Raw genomic sequence first — 18,198 nt, 5'->3', positions numbered from 1 at the left:
CGTTTACCTTTCAGTAACCATGGGGAGCGTATTTCTAAACCCGTGTCTATCCAGTGCGGTGAACGGGGGCAAGACGGTGCTGCTTGCAGCCATCAGATCACAATTGCTGCATCAGCGCGGGTATCTCTTTGAATGGGCACCGGTTTGTCTGGCCGTGGGTATCGGAATTTATTTTTCCCTGCGCTTTGAACCGGCGCAGGCGCATCTTGCAGGCCTTGCTGGTCTGGCGGTTCTGGTGTTGATCCTGTCGCGGTTTCTGGGGGAGGCGTTCAGCCCGCTGGCCATTGCGCTGACCCTCGTGGCCACGGGCTTTCTACTCGCCGCGCACCGCGCCCATGATATGTCCGGCCCGGTGATGGGCTGGCGCTACTACGGTCCGATCGAGGGGCGCGTGGTCAACCTTGACCGCAGCAGTTCAGACGCGCTGCGCATAACTCTTGATGAGGTCACGCTCGAAAACCTGCGCCCTGAACGCACACCGCTGCGCGTGCGCATCTCGCTGCACGGCGATCAAAGCCATAGCGTGACGCCTGCGCCGGGCATGCGCATCATGACGACGGGGCATTTGTCGCCCCCCGGTGGGCCGGTTGAACCGGGCGGTTTTGATTTTCAGCGGCATGCGTGGTTTATGCAACTCGGCGCGGTTGGCTACACGCGCGTGCCCATTCTGGCGATTGCCCCGGCGAGCGAGGGCAACGCCGGGCTGGCGGTTTTCCGGGTGCGCATGGCAGCGGCCGAACACATCCTGAACGTGCTGCCGGGCGATACCGGCGGCTTTGCGGTGGCGGTCACGACGGGCGCGCGATCCGCCATCAGCCAGCAGGCGCTTGATGATCTCAGGGCATCGAACCTTGCGCATCTGCTCGCAATTTCGGGTCTGCATATGGGTCTTTTGACGGCCTTCGTCTTTGGTCTCATCCGCAGCATTCTGGCCCTGATCCCGCCGATTGCCCTGCGCTGGCCGACGCGCAAGCTGGCCGCCGGAGGCGCGTTGATTGTTGCCAGCGGTTATCTCGCCCTGTCCGGGGGCAATGTCGCGACCGAGCGTGCCTTTGTCATGGTCGCCGTGGCGCTCTGTGCCATCATGGTGAACCGGCGCGCGATCAGCCTGCGTTCCGTCGCGATTGCGGCCATCATCGTACTCGTCCTGCGTCCCGAAGCTTTGCTCGGACCGGGGTTCCAGATGTCATTCGCCGCGACCACGGCGCTGGTGGCTGTCTTTGGCTTCATGCGGGATTACAAGATCATGATCGGGCCGAAATGGGTGCAGCCGGTTGTGGCCGTTCTGCTGGCATCGGGTATTTCCGGACTGGCCACGGCACCCGTTGGCGCGGCACATTTCAACACGATCTCACATTATGGTCTGATTGCGAACCTGCTGTCCGTCCCGGTGATGGGCAGCGTCGTGGTGCCGGCTGCGGTGCTGGCACTGTGTCTTGCACCGCTCGGGCTGGATTGGCTGGGGCTGTGGATCATGGGGGTCGGACTGCGCTGGATCCTTGAGGTCGGCAGCTTTGTGGCGGGCCTTGATGGCGCGCGGTCATACGTTGCGGGCCCCGGGGCCGCTGTGCTGCCCATGATTGCGCTGGGGTTCTTGTGGCTGGTGTTGTGGCAGGGGCGCGCGCGGCTGATCGGTGTTGTGCCGGTGCTGCTGGCGTTCTGGCTCTGGCAGGGGACCGTGCGCCCGATTGGGTTGATCGCGGAAAACGGCACCCTCGTGGGCCTCATGACCGAAGACGGTCGCGCGCTCAGCAAGGCAAAGGGGGCGGGGTTCATTGCACGCAATTGGCTCGAAAACGACGGCGAAGCGGTGGCGCAAGCGGAGGCTGCGGCGCGTTGGGATAAAAGCCTCGCCGGCGTGCTGCCGGAGGGCGGCCACCTCGTGCATCTGTCGGGCAAACGGGCAGCGGCGGGTTTTGACGGGTGTGACGCGCGGGACATCGTGGTCAGCTCGGTCGAACTGAACCCGACCGGGTTCGACTGCGATGTGTTTGATCCGATACGCCTGCGCGGCGTCGGGGCGGTCGCCATTCATCATGACAAGGCCGGACTTCGACTTGTCTCGGTCAAGGATTTGACGGGCACGCGCCTCTGGACCAGATGGCGCGCCCCAAAAGACCGCAGTCAATAGGTGCGGATCAGTCCTACCAATTTGCCCTGCACCTTGACCTTGTCTTCGGTAAATACCCGCGTTTCATAGGCCGGGTTGGCCGCCTCCAGCGCGATGGAGCTGCCCTTGCGCATATAGCGTTTCAGCGTCGCTTCGTGATCTTCGATGAGGGCCACGACAATATCGCCATTGTCGGCGACAGAGGTTTCGCGGATCACCACCACGTCGCCGTCGTTGATCCCCGCGTCGATCATGGAATCGCCTTTGACTTCAAGTGCATAGTGATCGCCCTTGCCAGACAGCATCTGCCCCGGCACCGCCACGCTGGCAGAATTCTGGTTGATCGCCTCGATCGGCAGACCTGCCGCGATACGACCTACCAGGGGCAGCGCAACCGCATCCGCACTGCTGACGGCCTGCGCACCGGCGGGCAATGGTGCGTCGGGTTTGTCGCCTTCAATCACGCGCGGCGTAAATCCGCCGCGCGCGGCACCGCCAAGCGTTTCGGGCAGTTTCACAATCTCGATCGCACGGGCGCGGTGGGCAAGGCGGCGGATAAAGCCGCGTTCCTCAAGCGCCGTGATCAGCCGGTGAATGCCGGATTTGGACCGCAGATCCAGCGCTTCTTTCATCTCGTCAAAACTTGGGGGGACGCCGTCCCGCTGCACGCGTTTATGAATGAATTCCAGCAAATCCAACTGCTTCTTGGTGAGCATCTTTTTGGTCCTCCGAGGCCTGATGTGCTTTTGTTCTATTCATGTTCCTGTTTTGTGTCAACAAAACCTTTACAGATCAATGTAATCGACCAGAGTCCCGATTGGTGCCGCGGGCGCGTGCGGCGGTCTGACGAGCAAGGCGTCCGCGTTCGACAGGATGCTTAACAAGGAGCTGTCCTGACGATCAAAGGCGACCAGCCCTTCCGCCGTCCGACATGCGCGCATGTAGTGTTCGCGCGGCCCGTTGGACGGTAGGGCTTGGGCGAGCGGCAGCTGACCGCGCGTTGCCGCCGCCCGTCCCAACCCGAGCATGGCGCGCAGCAGGGGCACAACAAAGATCGTCCCGCAAACCATTGCAGATACAGGGTTTCCGGGCAAGCCAACGAGGGCCGACGTCCCAAGCCGCCCCGCCATAAGGGGTTTGCCGGGGCGCATTGCCACTTTGTAGAACGCGCGCTCCATTCCCATTTTCTCGGCCACCGGCGCCACCAGATCATGATCGCCGACAGAGGCACCGCCAATGGTGATGATAAGATCGGCCGTTGACGCCAGTTCAAGCACCGCGGTCAGGCTCTCTTCGGTGTCGCGTGCGATGGGCAACAGGCGGCAGTGTGCGCCGTGTTTTTCCAGCAAAGCCGCCAGCCCGTAGCTGTTGGAGGCGATGATCTGATCCGGTCCGGGGTCTTCGCCGGGGGCGACCAGCTCATCGCCCGTTGCAACAATCGCGACCGTGGGCGCGCGCGCGACCGGCACCTCGGCGATGTTCATCGAAGCCAAAAGCGCAATATCAGACGGGGACAGAACGCGCGGCGCCTTCAGCGTGTCGCCGGCTTTAAAATCACCCCCCGCCGGTCGGATGTTCGATTTCGCCTCCACCCTGTGGCCCAGCGTGATCAGATCGCCGCGCCGGGTGACATCCTCTTGCAGCACCACCTGATCCGCCCCCTCGGGAACGGGCGCGCCGGTGAAAATGCGCGTGCATTGGCCGGGTCCGACAGGGCCATCAAACGCATGACCTGCCGCAGCCTCGCCGATGACCTTGAACATGGCGTCCGGTTCGACTTCGCTGGCGCGCAGGGCATAACCATCCATGGCGGAGGCGGCAAACGGCGGTTGCGTGCGCGCCGCGACGGCGTCCCTGGCCAGCACCCTGCCAGCGGCATTGCGCAGCGGTACGATCTCGCTGTCAACCTCTTCCACCAGCGCAAACAGCTGCGCCAGCGCCTCAGCGACAGAGATCATGGCGCTTCGTACCGGCCGGATTTGCCGCCATCTTTCAAAACGACATGCAAGCCACCGACCTCCATCCCCTTGTCGACGGCCTTGCACATGTCATAGACGGTGAGGGCGGCGATATTGGCCGCTGTCAGCGCCTCCATCTCGACACCGGTCTGGCCCGTTGTCTTGACCGTGGCCTCAATCCGCACGCCGGGCAATTGCGCATCAGGCGTAAGTTCCACGGCGACCTTGGTGATCGGCAGCGGATGACACAGCGGGATCAGATCGGACGTGCGCTTAGCCGCCATGATCCCTGCCAGCCGCGCCACACCAAGCACATCACCCTTTTTCGCGCGGCCGTGCGTAATGATTTCATGGGTTTCGGGTTTCATCCTGATGAAGCATGTGGCCACCGCGATCCGGTCCGTGATCGCTTTGTCCCCCACATTCACCATCTGGGCATCGCCCTTGCCATCAAAATGGGTCAGCTTGCCGCTCACGCTACATCCCCCCCGCCATGGCAGGTTTCTCAAGCAGCTTTTTCGTGGCCAGCGTCACATCATCCTGCCGCATCAGGCTTTCCCCGATCAGGAAGATACGCGCGCCATAGCGGGCGATATCGGCCAGTTCCTCGGGCGTGTTCAAGCCGGATTCAGACACGATCAGCCGATCCGCCGGCACGGATTTGGACAATTGCCGCGTCGTGTCCAGCGTGGTCTCAAAGGTCTTGAGGTTGCGATTGTTGATGCCCATCAGTCGACTCTTCAGCATGCTGGCGCGCTCAAGCTCTTCGGCGTCATGCACTTCGAGCAGGCAATCCATGCCCCATTCGGACGCGGCCTCTTCCAGTTCCTGCGCCTGCGCATCACTGACGGAGGCGAGGATGATCAGGATGCAATCGGCACCCAGACTGCGCGCCTCGGCCACCTGATAGGGGTCATACATGAAATCCTTGCGCAACACCGGCAGATCGCAAGCCGCACGCGCTGCCACGAGGTAGTCCTTGGCCCCCTGAAAACTGGGCGTGTCGGTCAGCACCGACAAACAGGTCGCACCGCCTTCCGCATAGGCCGCCGCCAGCACCGCGGGGTCAAAATCCGCGCGGATCAGACCCTTGGAAGGGCTGGCTTTCTTGATCTCGGCGATCAGCCCATAGCCTTCGGTCGAGGCCCGGAACAGAGCTTCGGCAAAGGGGCGCACGGGGCTGGCTTCTCGCGCCAAGGCCTCCACCGCCTCAAGCGGCGTTTCGGCTTTGTCGCGGGCAATCTCTTCGAGTTTGTAGGCTTTGATTTTATCAAGGATCGTCTGTGTCATGGGGCCTCCGGCGGATTGCTCCAGTTTATGGCCTGATGGCCCTGCGCCTGCAACCAGTCATTCACCCGGCTGAAGGGGCGGGAGCCGAAAAAGCCGCGCCGCGCCGACAGCGGCGAGGGATGCGCGGTTTCAATCTTCAGATGCCGGATGGGGTCGACGTCGCGCGCCGCCTTTTGCGCATGCGCCCCCCACAACAAAAAGGCGCGCGGATGGTCGTCAAGATGTGCCAGCACCTGTTGCGTCAGCGCATGCCATCCGAGTTTCGCGTGCGATCCGGCCTCATGGGCGCGCACCGTCAGGGCCGTGTTGAGCAACAGCACACCCTGATCCGCCCAAAACCGCAGATCCGCATGGCGCGGCGCAGCACCAAGGTCCGCATCCATCTCCTTGAAGATGTTGGACAATGACCGGGGCAGGGGCCGCGTTTGTGCTGCGGCGGAAAAGGCAAACCCATGGGCGTGACCGGGGGTCGGATAGGGGTCCTGACCGAGGATCACGACGCGCGTATGCTGGGGTTGTGTGCGCTCAAGGGCGGCGAAAATCTCCTCCCGGGGCGGCAGGACCGGCGCTATTTCGCGCGCCAGGACGTCACTGATGCCCGGCCAGGTTTTCGCGAAAAACGGCAGCGCGTGCCAACCACCGAGCGCAGGCACCCTCACGTGGCTTGCGTGATCTGTGCAACAGCCTCGATTTTACGCGCCGCCGCGCCGCTGTCGATGGATGTGGCGGCCATTTCCACACCGTCCTGCAGGGTGCTTGCTGCATCCGCCACCACAAGGGCCGCCGCTGCATTCAGCAGGACCGCATCGCGATAGGCAGAGGCCTCACCGGCCAGCAGTGCCTTGAAATCCGCCGCGTTCTGCGCAGGGGTACCGCCAACGATGGCTTCAAACGGATGGACAGGCAGGCCCGCGTCCTCGGGATGAATTTCCATGTCCGTCACACTGCCGTCCGGCCCCAGTGCCGCCACCCAGCTGACCCCCGTGATCGTCAATTCGTCGGTCCCGTCAGAGCCATGCACCAACCATGCCTTTTCTGATCCCAATGCGCCCAGCGTCTGCGCCATGGGGCGGATCAGATCGCGCGAAAACGCGCCCGTCAGCTGGCGTTTGACACCTGCCGGGTTGGTCAGGGGACCGAGGATATTAAAGATGGTGCGGGTGCCCAGTTCGGCGCGCGTGGGCATCACATGCGCGATGGCCGGGTGGTGCATCGGGGCCATCATAAAGCCGATACCGGCCTCTGCCAGCGCCCTTTCAACCACCTCCGGGCCGACCATGACGTTCAGACCCATCTGGCTCAGCGCATCCGCCGCGCCGGATTTTGAACTGAGGTTTCGATTGCCATGTTTGGCCACCACGACGCCCGCACCCGCTACAACAAAGGCGGTGGCGGTTGAAATATTGAGCGTCCCTTTGCCATCACCGCCCGTCCCGACGATGTCCATCGCCCCGGCGGGGGCCTTGACCGCGTTGCATTTCGCGCGCATCACAGAGGCCGCCGCAGCATATTCCGCGACCGTCTCGCCGCGCGTGCGCAGGGCCATCAGAAACCCGCCAATCTGGCTTGGCGTCGCCTCGCCCTCGAACAGGATCCGAAAGGCATCTTCCGCTTCCGCACGGCTCAACGCCCGGTCTGCCGCCGCCCCGATCAGCGGTTTCAACGCGTCGCTCATGCGGCAACCTTCATGTCGTTCAAAAAGTTCTGCAGCAGCGCATGCCCGTGTTCGGACCGAATGGATTCGGGGTGAAACTGAACACCGTGAATGGGCAGCGCGCGGTGCTGCAGCCCCATGATCGTGCCGTCGTCGAGCGCCGCCGTTACCGTCAGGCTGTCCGGCAGGCTGTCTTGGTCAACCACCAGCGAATGATACCGGGTCGCGGCAAAAGGCGTCGGCAGGCCTTCGAAGACGCCCGTTCCGGAATGGCGAATCTCGCCCAGTTTGCCGTGCACGATGTCTTTCGCCCGCACAACCTTGCCACCGAAGGCCTGCCCGATGGTCTGATGGCCGAGACACACGCCCATGAGCGGTGTTTTCGTTTCGGCTGCCGCAAGCGTCAGGGCAAGACAGATACCCGCCTGATCCGGGTCACATGGGCCCGGCGATAAGAGGATTCCCGCCGGATTCATGGCCATCGCATCCTGTACGGTGAGCGCATCATTGCGCCTGATCTCGACATCGGCGCCCAAACTGCCCAAATAGTGCAACAGGTTGTAGGTAAAACTGTCGTAGTTGTCGATCAGCAGTAACATGGTCAAAACTTTGCAATCAGGGCTGGAGACCTCGGCCTCCCGCGCGGTATATGTCGCGCATACTTGTTCAGGGTTGGCTGGCTGCGTCAAGAGGCAGTGACCGGGCCGATGACTGAGATAACCGTTTTGCCGGGATGACAGCCCGGGCCAAGGCGCGTTTTGTGGAGAGGGTGGGCGCTAGAGTGGCCAGAGGATTTATCAAAGGTGTGGTGTCGGGGGCCGGTGTGAGCCTCACCGCGGTAGCGGTGTTGTCGATCATGAGTGATCTGCCGGCCAACAGGGCGCAGGTGGAAGGCGCGGCGGCGGGCGATTCTGTCGCAGCGCCCGAGGTCATCGCCCCGGATGCGGGCGACGCATCGGCGGCTGCGGTCAGGCTGGTTGCGCCGGAACTGGCAGGGCCGACGCCGGATACATTGACAGACCTGCTGCCTGATACGCTCGCCCCGGCGGCCGTGCCCCAAACCGGGTCTATTGCCGATATGCAAGCGGCGCAGACCCCGGATGCAATGTCCGCGACCGGCCTTCAACCGCCCCGGGCCGCGACGCCCCGCACAACATTGGGGCAGGGTGGTGCGCTGCAAGCGCCCACGGCTGAAACCGGCGTTTCGCTGCGCACCGCGCCCGACCCGAACGCGTCTGCGGCAGAGGCGCAAGCCGCGCCCGTCGCACAAGATGCAACGACGGCACAGAGGCGTGATGGACCTGAGGTCACGACAGATATCCCGGCGTTGGACATGCCCGTGCTGGTCGGGCCGCAGGGGACAATTTCCAGTGACCCGGCGCAGCCGCCAATTCCGGATATCCCGGCAAGCACAGGCGCCTTTGACGCCGTTCCCGAGGCGGAGCGCGGATCAGGGGTGGTCGCGGCGCTGACGCCACCAGACCCTGCCGCGCCATCCCAGGACATCGCGCAACAGCCGCCCGAAGTCGCGCCCGCGCCGACCCAACCTGTTCCAGCACCTGTTGCGTCCGGCGAAATCGCTCTGGTCAACCCGCAGGCAGATGCCAATGTGCCCAAAGTCGGCGCAGAGGCTCTGCAAAAGCCAGCACCGCAACGCCGTGCAATACTGCCCGATGACAGCGCGGATGCGCAGGTGGAAGCGGATCAATCGGTTGCAGCACCCCTGGATGTCGCGGCGCCCGAAAACACTGTGGCCGCGCCGCTGTCCATCCAACCTGCGCCTGCCCCATCGACTGCACCGCCGCTGGATGCCGTGGCACTGGCGGATACTGCCGCGCTCTTGCCTGATACCGAGGACGCGCCGGTTGAGAGCCGTTCTGGTCAGGACGTGCGCGTGAACCAACTCCCGACACTCGGGGCAGCACCGCAACAGGAGGGGGCCGGTGGCCCTGAGCGCACCGCACAGGAACCGGAAACAGCAGGACCCGAGGCTGCGCTGACACCATTTGCCCGGTTCGCGACCGGTTTCGAGAACCCGGATGCAAAGCCGTTGATGGCGGTTGTCCTGATGGATACAGGCCGCGATCTGAGCTCTGCTACGGTTGGGCTTGCTGCTTTGAACGCGCTTCCCTTTCCGGTCACATTTGCCGTAGACGCGCTGCGCCCGGATGCTGCTGCGCGTATGAAAGCCTATCGCGATGCCGGTTTTGAAGTGCTCGCAACCGTTGATCTGCCCGCCGGGGCAACTGCCGCCGATGCCGAGGTGAACCTCTCCGTGGCGCTGCAAGCGGTGCCCGAGGCGCTCGGCGTTCTGGAAGGGGTCGAAACAGGCGTGCAGACGAGCGCGGATGCCGGGCGGCAAGTGGCCCGGATTCTGGCCCAGACGGGACATGGGTTTGTCACTCAGAACCGTGGCCTCAATTCGATACAGAAGCTGGCGGCGCGCGAGGGTGTGCCTTCGGGCGTGGTGTTTCGCGACCTGGATGCGGAGGGCCAGAGCTCTTTGCTGATCCGGCGCTTTCTGGATCAGGCTGCTTTTCGCGCGGCACAGGAAGGGGATGTGATCATGCTGGGCCGGGTCAGTGAGGAAACGCTCGCCGCTCTGATGAAATGGACGCTGCAAGACCGCGCATCGACCGTTGCAATGGCCCCGGTATCGGCGGTCCTCGCCATCAGGTGAGGCTCGGTTTGCCCGTCAACCGGTCCGGATCTGCTGCGCGCCGTAGGTATTGTACCATTGGATGAACGCCTCTTTAGGCATGGGCCTGCCGATCCCGAACCCCTGAACCACATCGCAGCCCAGTCGCCGGACGGTTTTGAAATGGGCAGGGGTTTCGACCCCTTCCGCGACCACTCTCATGTTCAGATTGCTCGACAATGTGACCAGCGCAGAGATAATGCTGTCGGCCCTGGGCTCGGGCACGGGCAAAACCAGGGACTGGTCAAGCTTGATCCCATCGAGGCGCAACCGCGACAGGTTCGACATCGAAGCATAGCCGGTGCCAAAATCATCCAGCACCACCGAAAACCCGGCCTTGGACAGATTCTCGATCGTGAGCAGCGCCATGTCGTCATCGTTTTCAATCAATGTGCTCTCCAGCACCTCGACCGTAAGAACGCTGGGGGGAAGATGCCGTGCGCGCACGGCCTGCAAGAGGCGGTCCGTCAGATGCGGGTCACGCAGCGTGGGCGGCGATGCATTGACAGAAATCGCCGGTACGTGCACGCCCATTTCCCTGAACACTTCAAGCGCGTCGAGCCCTTTTTCAACCATGATCTGATCAATCTGGTGGATCATGCCCGCTTCTTCGGCGGCGGCGATAAATGTAGCGGGCGGGACAATGCCGCGTTCGGGATGACGCCAGCGCGCAAGCACTTCGCACCCATAGATTTCACCTGTTTCCGTATACACCTGAGGCTGGAAATAGGGTTCGAACTGATCCCCCTCCAACGCGGCGTTAATCTCATTGAATAGAATTCGGCGCGTCTCGATTTCTTCTGCCAATGCGTTTGAATAGGCGCAGGCCCGGCTGCGTCCGCCGCGTTTGGCTTCATAAAGGGCGAGGTCCGCTTCTATCAGCAACTGGTCCGGCGTCGCATCTGATGAGGCGGCAATTGTGAAGCCGATGCTGGCGCCGATTTTCGTCTGGACCCTATCTAGGGTGATCGGTTTGCCCACGGCGCTGATGATCTGTTGGCACAGGTCCTGGATCATCTTCAGATCCTTCGGGTTGTCGATGAGGATCACGAATTCGTCGCCACCAATACGCCCGACGAAATCGCCGGGGCGGGACACGTCCTTGAGGATTCTGGCCACATGCACCAGAACGCGATCACCTGCATGATGTCCAAGACTGTCATTCACTTCTTTGAAGAGATCGAGGTCCATCTTGATGATGCATCGGGTGAAATCACCGCCTTGCGTTGAAGGGCCGGGCGCGCTCAGGTGTTCGTAAACCGCGCGACGGTTGAACAGCCCGGTAAGGGCGTCATGGTTTGCCGCGCGCATCAATTCCTGACGGGCGCTGATCAGCTCCGTATTCCTGTTGCGCAGCACTTCCATGGAGGATTTGAGCCGACGCTTGCTGCGCTCAAGGCGGTGAATCGCCCGGTTGACCGACAATTGCGCCGGCAGGAAAATCAAAAGCGCTTCGATGAACAACACGGTCAGGGCCGCAATAAGTGCGGTTTTCTGAATGAAATGGAGCCGTTTGATCCGTGCTTCGGAACTTTGCCTGAACAAATCGGATGCGGTTGCGAGGGATACCAGCAATTCATGGGTGCCCCAACGGGTCAGAACCGCGTGCAGTTCTTCGGCCTCTTCGCCCTCTGCACTCGCGGCAATCCCGACCAATTGCACAAAGCGGCGGGAGAAAGCATCCAGTGAAATCGGCTGCTTATCGAAGTAGAGCGCTTGCAGCTCCGGGGACAGGTCATCGCGCGAAACCAAGGCGTTATGCGACGTTTCAAACACATCCAGCGCATCTTCGAGACTGGTTTCGATGTTGGCCGTGTGGCCGTGTTTTGCTTCTGTCAGAAGGAACATGATGCGTTGGCTCATCATCTGCTGTCGGCTGCTGACAGAAAGCACCTCGGCATCGTCTTCAGCCGCCTTTATGGTGGCGAGCGTGGCCCAGTGCGACACGGAAATCGTGGCAAAAATAAACAGAAAGCCAAGAATATAGCGCTGCCACAGCGCCTGAGGGCTGCTGATGCAGAACCGATGCAATGCACGGCGCATGCGTTTTTTGAGTGCTCCCATAGGTGCGCGATCCACTTGGCGATGCAGGCCGAGGACGTTCGACCGTTCGAGCCGTGCAGACCGGAACCTGCACAGCGCAGGATGACGATGCACGAAAGAGTTTAAGAGAATATGTGAAAACCACCATTTCCCGTGTTCAGCGGTGTTTTTTTTACCAACAAGTTAGTTGCAAACCGCGTCAAATTAATCGGGCCGCAGTGCGGTAGCGCCGCCTCAGATGATTTCATCCTCATCAAACAGCGGATCGGTTTCCAGCTGCAGCGCAAGGCCTTCAACGGTGTCTTCGGCGGCTTCCGGGCTGAGTTGTGCGAGGTGAAAAACCGCATCCCCTTCGTTGACGACGGGCAAAATCGCCCTGCCGATCAGGATGCCCGAAGAGGGTGAGATGATGTCCGTCTCGACCTCGCCAAAGGGGTCGGAGACGCATGCAAGGGTTTCGCCTTTTTCGACGGTTTCCCCCTCGGCGCGGAAGGTCCTCAGCACCCCGCCCGCAGGCGCGCGCACCCATGACGACGATTTGCAGACATAAGGCGCGACCTTCGCTTTGGCGATCCCCTTGGCCGGCAGCATGCCTAGGCTGCGCATGACGCGCAGAATGCCCGCCACACCGGCGCGCACGGCAAGTTCGTCAAACCGCAGACCTTCACCCGCCTCATACAATAAAACAGAGGTGCCGCGTTCTGCGGCTTCGGCGCGCAGCGACCCTGCCCGCAGCGAGGATTGCAACACAACCGGCGCCCCGAACGCCATCGCCATGGCGCGCGTCGCGCTATCACCGGGAGAGATGCGGATCTGTGGCAGATTGGTGCGGTGAATGGCCGCTGAATGCAGGTCAATACCGGTATCACAGCGCAAGACCACATCTTGCAGAAAGATATGCGCAAGCCGCGCGCCCAACGACCCCGATGGATGCCCCGGAAAGCACCGGTTGAGATCCCGCCGGTCGGGCAGATACCGCGAGCGGTTCAGAAAGCCAAAGGCGTTGACGATCGGCACCACCAAAAGCGTCCCGCGCAGGGCCGACAGTTGCGGCGCGCGCAGCAGACGCCGCACGATCTCCACACCAATGACCTCATCCCCGTGCACGGCGGCCGAGACAAACATCGTAGGTCCGGCACGTTTGCCGTGATGGACCTGAACCGACAGGGTGACGGGCGTGTGATCAGGCAGGATCGAGACCGGCAAGTGAACGGTTTGCGAGGTCCCGGCAAGGATCGTTTTCCCCGCGATTTCAAATGGCGCGCGGGCCATGGCCTAACGGTTGCCTTCACCGCTGAAGCGTGCAGCATCTGCCGCCGCGCGTCGGATCGCGTTCGATTTGTGAACCGTTTCCTGATATTCCGCCTCGGGGTCGCTGTCATAGACAACGCCGCCACCGGCCTGAATGTATAGCTTTTGGTCCTGCACCACGGCGGTGCGCAGGGCGATGCACATGTCCATATCGCCACCGGCGCTGAAATAGCCGACGCCGCCGCCATAGACACCGCGTTTTTCAGGCTCCAACTCGTCAATGATCTCCATCGCGCGCACCTTGGGTGCCCCCGACACAGTGCCCGCGGGCATCCCTGCGAAGAACGCATCCAGCGCATCGGCGTCCTCCCGCAACTCACCCACCACATTGGACACAATATGCATCACGTGGCTGTAGCGCTCGACGATGAACTCTTCGGTGGGGCGGACGGTGCCGATCTTGGCCACGCGGCCCACGTCATTGCGGCCCAGATCAAGCAGCATCAGATGCTCCGCCAGCTCTTTCTTGTCTGCCAGCAGATCCGCTTCGAGCGCGTTGTCCTCTTGCGGTGTCTTGCCGCGCGGGCGGGTGCCTGCGATGGGGCGGATCGTGACCTCATTGCCAAAGACGCGCACGAGAATTTCGGGGCTGGCCCCGATCACCTGAAAGCCGCCAAAATTGAAATAGAACATGAAAGGCGAGGGGTTCGTGCGCCGCAAACTACGATAAAGCGCGAAAGGATCCTGCGCGAAATCCTGCGTCCAGCGCTGTGCCGGGACCACCTGAAAAATATCGCCCGCACAGATGTAGTCGCGCGCCTTTTCCACGGCGGCCTTGTAGCCTTCGTGGGTAAAGTTGCTGACCGGCGCGCCGGGGGCATCCGCGTCACCCAGATCGCGGGTGGCCATGGGCATCGCGCGCTCCAGATCGCGCACGGCGTCCATGACACGCTCGGCGGCCTGCGCATAAGCCGCGCGGGCGGTTTGTCCGTCAGACACCCAAGCAGGCGATACTACCGTGACCTCGCCCTTGACGCCGTCCAGCACCGCAATCACCGAAGGGCGCAGCATGATCGCGTCAGGCAGGCCCAGCGGGTCGGGGTTGATGTCGGGCAGATGTTCGACCAGCCGCACCATGTCATAGCCGAGATAGCCGAACAGACCCGCAGCAGCCTGCGGCAAATCAAGCGGCAGGTCGATCTTGCTCTCCGCGATCAGATCGCGCAGCCGGTCCAGCGGGTTGCCCTCCAGCGGCTCAAACGCATCGGCATCATAGCGCGCGGCGCGGTTGATTTCGCTGGTCTTGCCCTGACAGCGCCAGATCAGATCGGGTTTCATCCCGATGATCGAATAGCGCCCGCGCACCTCGCCCCCGGTCACGGATTCCAGCACAAAGGCATCTTTCTGCGCCCCCGTCAGCTTGAGCATCAGAGATACCGGCGTGTCGAGGTCGGCCGCCAGTCTGGTGTATACGATCTGGTTCAGCCCTGTGCTGTAGGCCTGCTCAAACGCATCGAAATCAGGTGTGAGTGCCATGGCGGATCAGGGGAAATTCACATGCACCGCTTGCAGCGCCTGTTGGTTTATCTGCGGGTCTGCGCGCAAGACGACATCATTTGCGAAAACCTCGAAGATGTCACGCGCCAATTGCTGGCTGGCCTGTTGCTCAAGCTGCGTGCGCAGGGCCGCCGCATCGCCATCGGCTGCGGGCGGGGCGACCGCATCGAGCCGCACAAGGATCACGGCGGCATCACTTTCGATGACCTGCGCCTTGCCCACTTCCATGGCGAACACGTCTTCCAAAAAGCCCGGCGGTGTGCGTGGCACAAAGTCAGAGCGGATCAGGTTTTCCTCAACGATGGCATCCAGACCAAGATCGGCAAAGCTGCTGCCGTTTTCCAGCAGACCGACCTGAGCGGCGACCTGTTCAGCCAGACGTTTCGCGGTCTCGGCGGCTTCCCAATGGGCAATGATCTCTTCGCGTATCTCGTCAAAGGGGGCGGGGCGGGGCGGCAGAACCGTATCGAGGCGCAGCGCGAACAACCCGCCATCATCCAGTGACGCGATCTCGGGGAAATCACGCGGCCCGACGGCAGCGGCCGCCTGACGGAAGGTGGGGTAGGCGGCGATCTCCTCCGTGCTCTGTGCGGTCCAGTCGATCTGTGCCACGACCATATCCGTCTCGGACGCCAGATCTTCGAGGGTGGCACCTGCAGCGAGCAGATCATCAAAACTCTCTGCCTGTGCTGCGACGAGACGGCTGGCGCGATCGGCAGCAAGTTGGGGGCGCAGCAGATCGATCGCGTCTTCAAACGGGGTTTCCTGGGCGGCAAGGACGGCGTTCACACGAAACAGCGCTGGGCCCAGCGTGCTCGGAAAGGGGCCGACAACCGCGCCCACATCCGCCGCAAAGACGCCCGCGCCGGCCTCGCCCAATTCGGCTTCGCTCACATCGCCCAGATCAATATCCTCAAGCGCAAGGCCGCGCCCGCGCACCAGATCGTCAAAGGAATCGCCCGCCGCCAGCGCATCCGCCGCCTGCTGCGCGCTCTGTCTGTCCAGAAACGCGAGGCGCTCGACAAGGCGGCGTTCGGGCTGGTTGAACTCGGCGGACTGCTGGGCATAGGCCTCGCGCAGCGCTTCCTCGTCGACCTCCACCGAGTCAAGCAGCATATCGGGCGTGAGCCAGGCATAGGTGATCTGCTTGGTTTCGGGCAGCGTGAAGACGTCGATGTTGTCATCATAATGCGCACGTAAAACCGCATCATCCGGCGCGCCCAGAGGCGTGGCAAGGTCACTCGCATCCAGCAGCGACCACGTGAAACTGCGCTGCTCGCCGATGTAATTCACCAAGGTGTCCACATATGTTTCGGGCATCGCGATCCCGCCCAGAACCGCGCCCTGAACGATGGTGCGCGCCACTTCTTCGCGCAGTTGCGTTTCGAATTCCGCTTCGCTCAGGCCGGTCTGCTCCAGCGCAAAGCGGTATCCCTCGCGGTCAAATTCGCCGTTGATCCCCTGAAAGGCGCTGATGTCCAGAATGCGCCTGCGCAATTCCTCATCGCCAATGGACAGGCCCAGTTGCGATGTTTCGTGATCCAGCGAGCGCGTCGCGACAAGCCGCTGCAGCACGGCGCGGTCCAGACCCATCTGCTGCGCCTGCTGGAAGGGCAGCACCTCGCGGGTTTGCTGTTCCACCGCGCGGATTTCCTGCTGCAACTGGCGGAAATAATCATCGACCGGGATCGGTTTGTCCCCGGCAGTCCCGATGGTGCGGATGTTGCCCGACATATTCGTGGCCCCGAACCCGGCGAGGCCAAGGATCAACAGACCCATCAAAATCCAGATTGCCGTCTTGGAGAGGCTGAAACCTTTGATCATGATCGTCCCTTGTATCGCGCGCTGTTAATTCGGTTTCCGCCTATCTATGCGGTGGCGCGCGCAGGAGCAAGAGCCAGCGCACCCTAGCCGGAGATCGCCGCGAGCCGCCTGAAAAGCACGCCAATCCCATCCGCGTCCAGATTGGCGAAAGCGATGCGCAACTGTCGCGCGCCCGAGGGGTCATCGTCGGGTGTGAACATCGTGCCGGGCAGGCATAAGATCCCGCTGCCTGCGACCATGCGCTTGGCCAGATCGGCCGAACTTTCGGCGAAAGGATGCTGGAAATAGGCGAAATAGGCCCCCAGCCCCAAAAGCTGCCAGCCCTTTGTTTCCAGCCCGGGAACGCCGGAAATGATTGCGTCGCGTCTGGCCAGAATTTCCGCGCGCTCCCCGGCAAGCCAGGTATCAAGGTTTTCCATCCCCCACAGCGCCCCGTGCTGGCCCAGCTGTCCGGGGCAGATCGCGACGGTGTCGAGGAATTTCTCAACCTCCGCCAGCCGCGCCGCAGAGGTGATGAGCGCGCCAACCCGGTGCCCCGTCAGACGGTAGGCCTTGGAAAAGGAATAAAGATGGATCAGCGTGTCCTGCCAGTCCGGGTCCTGAAACAGCACATGGGGCGGGCCGGGCTGGCTGTGAAAATCGCGGTAGGTCTCATCCACGATCAGCGCGATGCCATGCGCGCGCGCCAGCGCCATGAAGGCGGAAATCAACTCTGACGGATATTCCACACCGGCGGGGTTGTTCGGGGTGACCAGCACGATGGCGCGGGTGCGCGGGGTGATGCTTTGGCGTGCCATCTCCGGGTCGGGCAAGAGGTCCGGCCCCGTGGGCAGGGGCACGGCAGCGACCCCGGCCATGTCCAGCCACATCTTGTGATTGAAATACCACGGTGTGGGCAGGATCACCTCGTCCCCCTCAGCGCACAGTGTCGCAATGGCGGCAGCAAAGGCCTGATTGCAGCCCGAGGTGATCGCGACCTGATCGGGGCCAACCGTGCCGCCATAAATCTGCGAAGTGCGCCGCGCCAGTGCGGCGCGCAGGTCCGGCAGGCCCAGCACCGGCCCGTATAGATGCACGTCATCGCGGGTCAGTGCCGCATCCGCCAGCGCATGGCGCAACCCGTCTGGGGGCGGGTCCACCGGGGCCGCCTGACTGACGTTGATCAGGGGACGTTCGGGCGCAAAGGTCACGCCAGCCAGCCAGCGCCGCGCCTCCATCACCGGGGGCATGAAGGTTGTTTGCGTGCGTGTCGGAGTCATGCGCTTCGCGTCCTCATCTCAATCCGTGCCGCGATAGGGTTCCACATATTGCAGCGCCATATCCCAGGGAAAGAAAATCCACGTGTCCTGACTGACCCCGGTGATGAACGTGTTCACCTGCGGCTCGCCCTGCGGCTTGGCATAGACGGTGGCGAAATGCGCATTGGGGTATTGCGCGCGCACCAGTTCCAGCGTCTTGCCGCTGTCCACCAGATCATCGACGATCAGAATGCCCGTCCCGTCCCCCATCATGTCCGCATCCGGTGCCTTGAGCACCTTTGCGTCCCGGCGCTGGTCCGCCTTGCCGCCGCCCGAATGATAGGACATCACCGAAATCGTATCGACCACGCGAATGTCCAACTCCCGCGCGACGATCATCGCCGGGGCCATGCCGCCGCGCGTGATCGCAACAACCGCCCGCCATGCGCCCTCATCAGGGCCTTGCCCGTCCAGCCGCCACGCGAGCGCACGGCTGTCGCGGTGGATCTGGTCCCAACTGATATGAAACCCCTTTTCATGGGGCAGGCGGCTTTGGTCTTTGGAACTCATGTTCG

Annotated in this window: 15 protein-coding genes; 2 read left to right on the top strand and 13 right to left on the bottom strand. The window is 62.5% G+C overall.

Annotation, left to right across the window (positions count from 1 at the left end; translation table 11 throughout):
* Nucleotides 1-19 precede the first annotated feature (19 nt).
* Nucleotides 20-2,131 (top strand): ComEC/Rec2 family competence protein, encoded by a 2,112-nt coding sequence (locus RD1_RS14765; RefSeq protein WP_011569335.1) that lies wholly within the window; start codon nt 20-22, stop codon nt 2,129-2,131.
* On the opposite strand, the gene lexA is transcribed toward RD1_RS14765, so the two are convergent.
* The 7 genes from lexA to RD1_RS14730 all read right to left on the bottom strand — a co-directional run bounded on the left by lexA (nt 2,125) and on the right by RD1_RS14730 (nt 7,611).
* Nucleotides 2,125-2,826 carry a transcriptional repressor LexA gene (gene lexA, locus RD1_RS14760; protein WP_011569334.1) on the bottom strand — a complete coding sequence of 234 codons (702 nt, stop codon included), beginning with the start codon at nt 2,824-2,826 and terminating at the stop codon, nt 2,125-2,127. The genes RD1_RS14765 and lexA overlap by 7 nt on opposite strands.
* A gap of 69 nt (nt 2,827-2,895) precedes the next feature.
* On the bottom strand, nt 2,896-4,068 hold the full coding sequence (gene glp, locus RD1_RS14755; protein ID WP_011569333.1) for a molybdopterin molybdotransferase MoeA: 1,173 nt from the start codon (nt 4,066-4,068) through the stop codon (nt 2,896-2,898).
* On the bottom strand, nt 4,065-4,544 hold the full coding sequence (gene moaC / locus RD1_RS14750) for a cyclic pyranopterin monophosphate synthase MoaC (RefSeq protein WP_011569332.1): 480 nt from the start codon (nt 4,542-4,544) through the stop codon (nt 4,065-4,067). The genes glp and moaC overlap by 4 nt, the downstream gene beginning before the upstream one ends.
* 1 nt (nt 4,545) lies before the next feature.
* Nucleotides 4,546-5,358, bottom strand: coding sequence for an indole-3-glycerol phosphate synthase TrpC (trpC, locus tag RD1_RS14745; protein ID WP_011569331.1), 813 nt, complete (start codon nt 5,356-5,358; stop codon nt 4,546-4,548).
* Entirely contained in the window at nt 5,355-6,011 is a 657-nt protein-coding gene (locus RD1_RS14740) for a uracil-DNA glycosylase (RefSeq protein WP_011569330.1), read from the bottom strand. Before RD1_RS14740 ends, trpC begins: the two co-directional genes overlap by 4 nt.
* A gap of 2 nt (nt 6,012-6,013) precedes the next feature.
* Entirely contained in the window at nt 6,014-7,033 is a 1,020-nt protein-coding gene (gene trpD / locus RD1_RS14735) for an anthranilate phosphoribosyltransferase (RefSeq protein ID WP_044033177.1), read from the bottom strand.
* Nucleotides 7,030-7,611, bottom strand: coding sequence for an anthranilate synthase component II (locus RD1_RS14730; RefSeq protein WP_011569328.1), 582 nt, complete (start codon nt 7,609-7,611; stop codon nt 7,030-7,032). Before RD1_RS14730 ends, trpD begins: the two co-directional genes overlap by 4 nt.
* Before the next feature lie 182 nt (nt 7,612-7,793).
* Between RD1_RS14730 and RD1_RS14725 the strand changes: the two genes are divergently transcribed.
* The gene (locus tag RD1_RS14725; RefSeq protein WP_044033176.1) at nt 7,794-9,692 is read left to right on the top strand and encodes a divergent polysaccharide deacetylase family protein; all 1,899 of its coding nucleotides are present in this window, start codon (nt 7,794-7,796) and stop codon (nt 9,690-9,692) included.
* 15 nt (nt 9,693-9,707) lie between these two features.
* Here the strand turns inward: RD1_RS14725 and RD1_RS14720 are convergent, their stop codons facing one another.
* The 6 genes from RD1_RS14720 to gpt all read right to left on the bottom strand — a co-directional run bounded on the left by RD1_RS14720 (nt 9,708) and on the right by gpt (nt 18,193).
* Nucleotides 9,708-11,774, bottom strand: a complete 2,067-nt coding sequence (locus RD1_RS14720; RefSeq protein ID WP_105880263.1) for a putative bifunctional diguanylate cyclase/phosphodiesterase — start codon at nt 11,772-11,774, stop codon at nt 9,708-9,710.
* A 213-nt stretch (nt 11,775-11,987) separates the two neighbouring features.
* A complete protein-coding gene (locus RD1_RS14715; RefSeq protein ID WP_011569325.1) occupies nt 11,988-13,025 on the bottom strand; it encodes a succinylglutamate desuccinylase/aspartoacylase family protein in 1,038 nt (345 codons plus the stop codon).
* Nucleotides 13,026-13,028: 3 nt separating this feature from the next.
* Nucleotides 13,029-14,540 (bottom strand): anthranilate synthase component I, encoded by a 1,512-nt coding sequence (trpE, locus tag RD1_RS14710; RefSeq protein WP_011569324.1) that lies wholly within the window; start codon nt 14,538-14,540, stop codon nt 13,029-13,031.
* 6 nt (nt 14,541-14,546) lie between these two features.
* Entirely contained in the window at nt 14,547-16,385 is a 1,839-nt protein-coding gene (locus RD1_RS14705) for a SurA N-terminal domain-containing protein (RefSeq protein ID WP_011569323.1), read from the bottom strand.
* Nucleotides 16,386-16,468: 83 nt separating this feature from the next.
* Nucleotides 16,469-17,644, bottom strand: a complete 1,176-nt coding sequence (locus RD1_RS14700) for an aminotransferase (RefSeq protein ID WP_011569322.1) — start codon at nt 17,642-17,644, stop codon at nt 16,469-16,471.
* An 18-nt stretch (nt 17,645-17,662) separates the two neighbouring features.
* Nucleotides 17,663-18,193 (bottom strand): xanthine phosphoribosyltransferase, encoded by a 531-nt coding sequence (gene gpt / locus RD1_RS14695; RefSeq protein ID WP_011569321.1) that lies wholly within the window; start codon nt 18,191-18,193, stop codon nt 17,663-17,665.
* Nucleotides 18,194-18,198: the final 5 nt, after the last annotated feature.

The sequence above is a fragment of the Roseobacter denitrificans OCh 114 genome (assembly GCF_000014045.1).
GTDB classification, from domain to species: domain Bacteria; phylum Pseudomonadota; class Alphaproteobacteria; order Rhodobacterales; family Rhodobacteraceae; genus Roseobacter; species Roseobacter denitrificans.
This window is presented reverse-complemented; position numbering and strand designations above follow the sequence as displayed.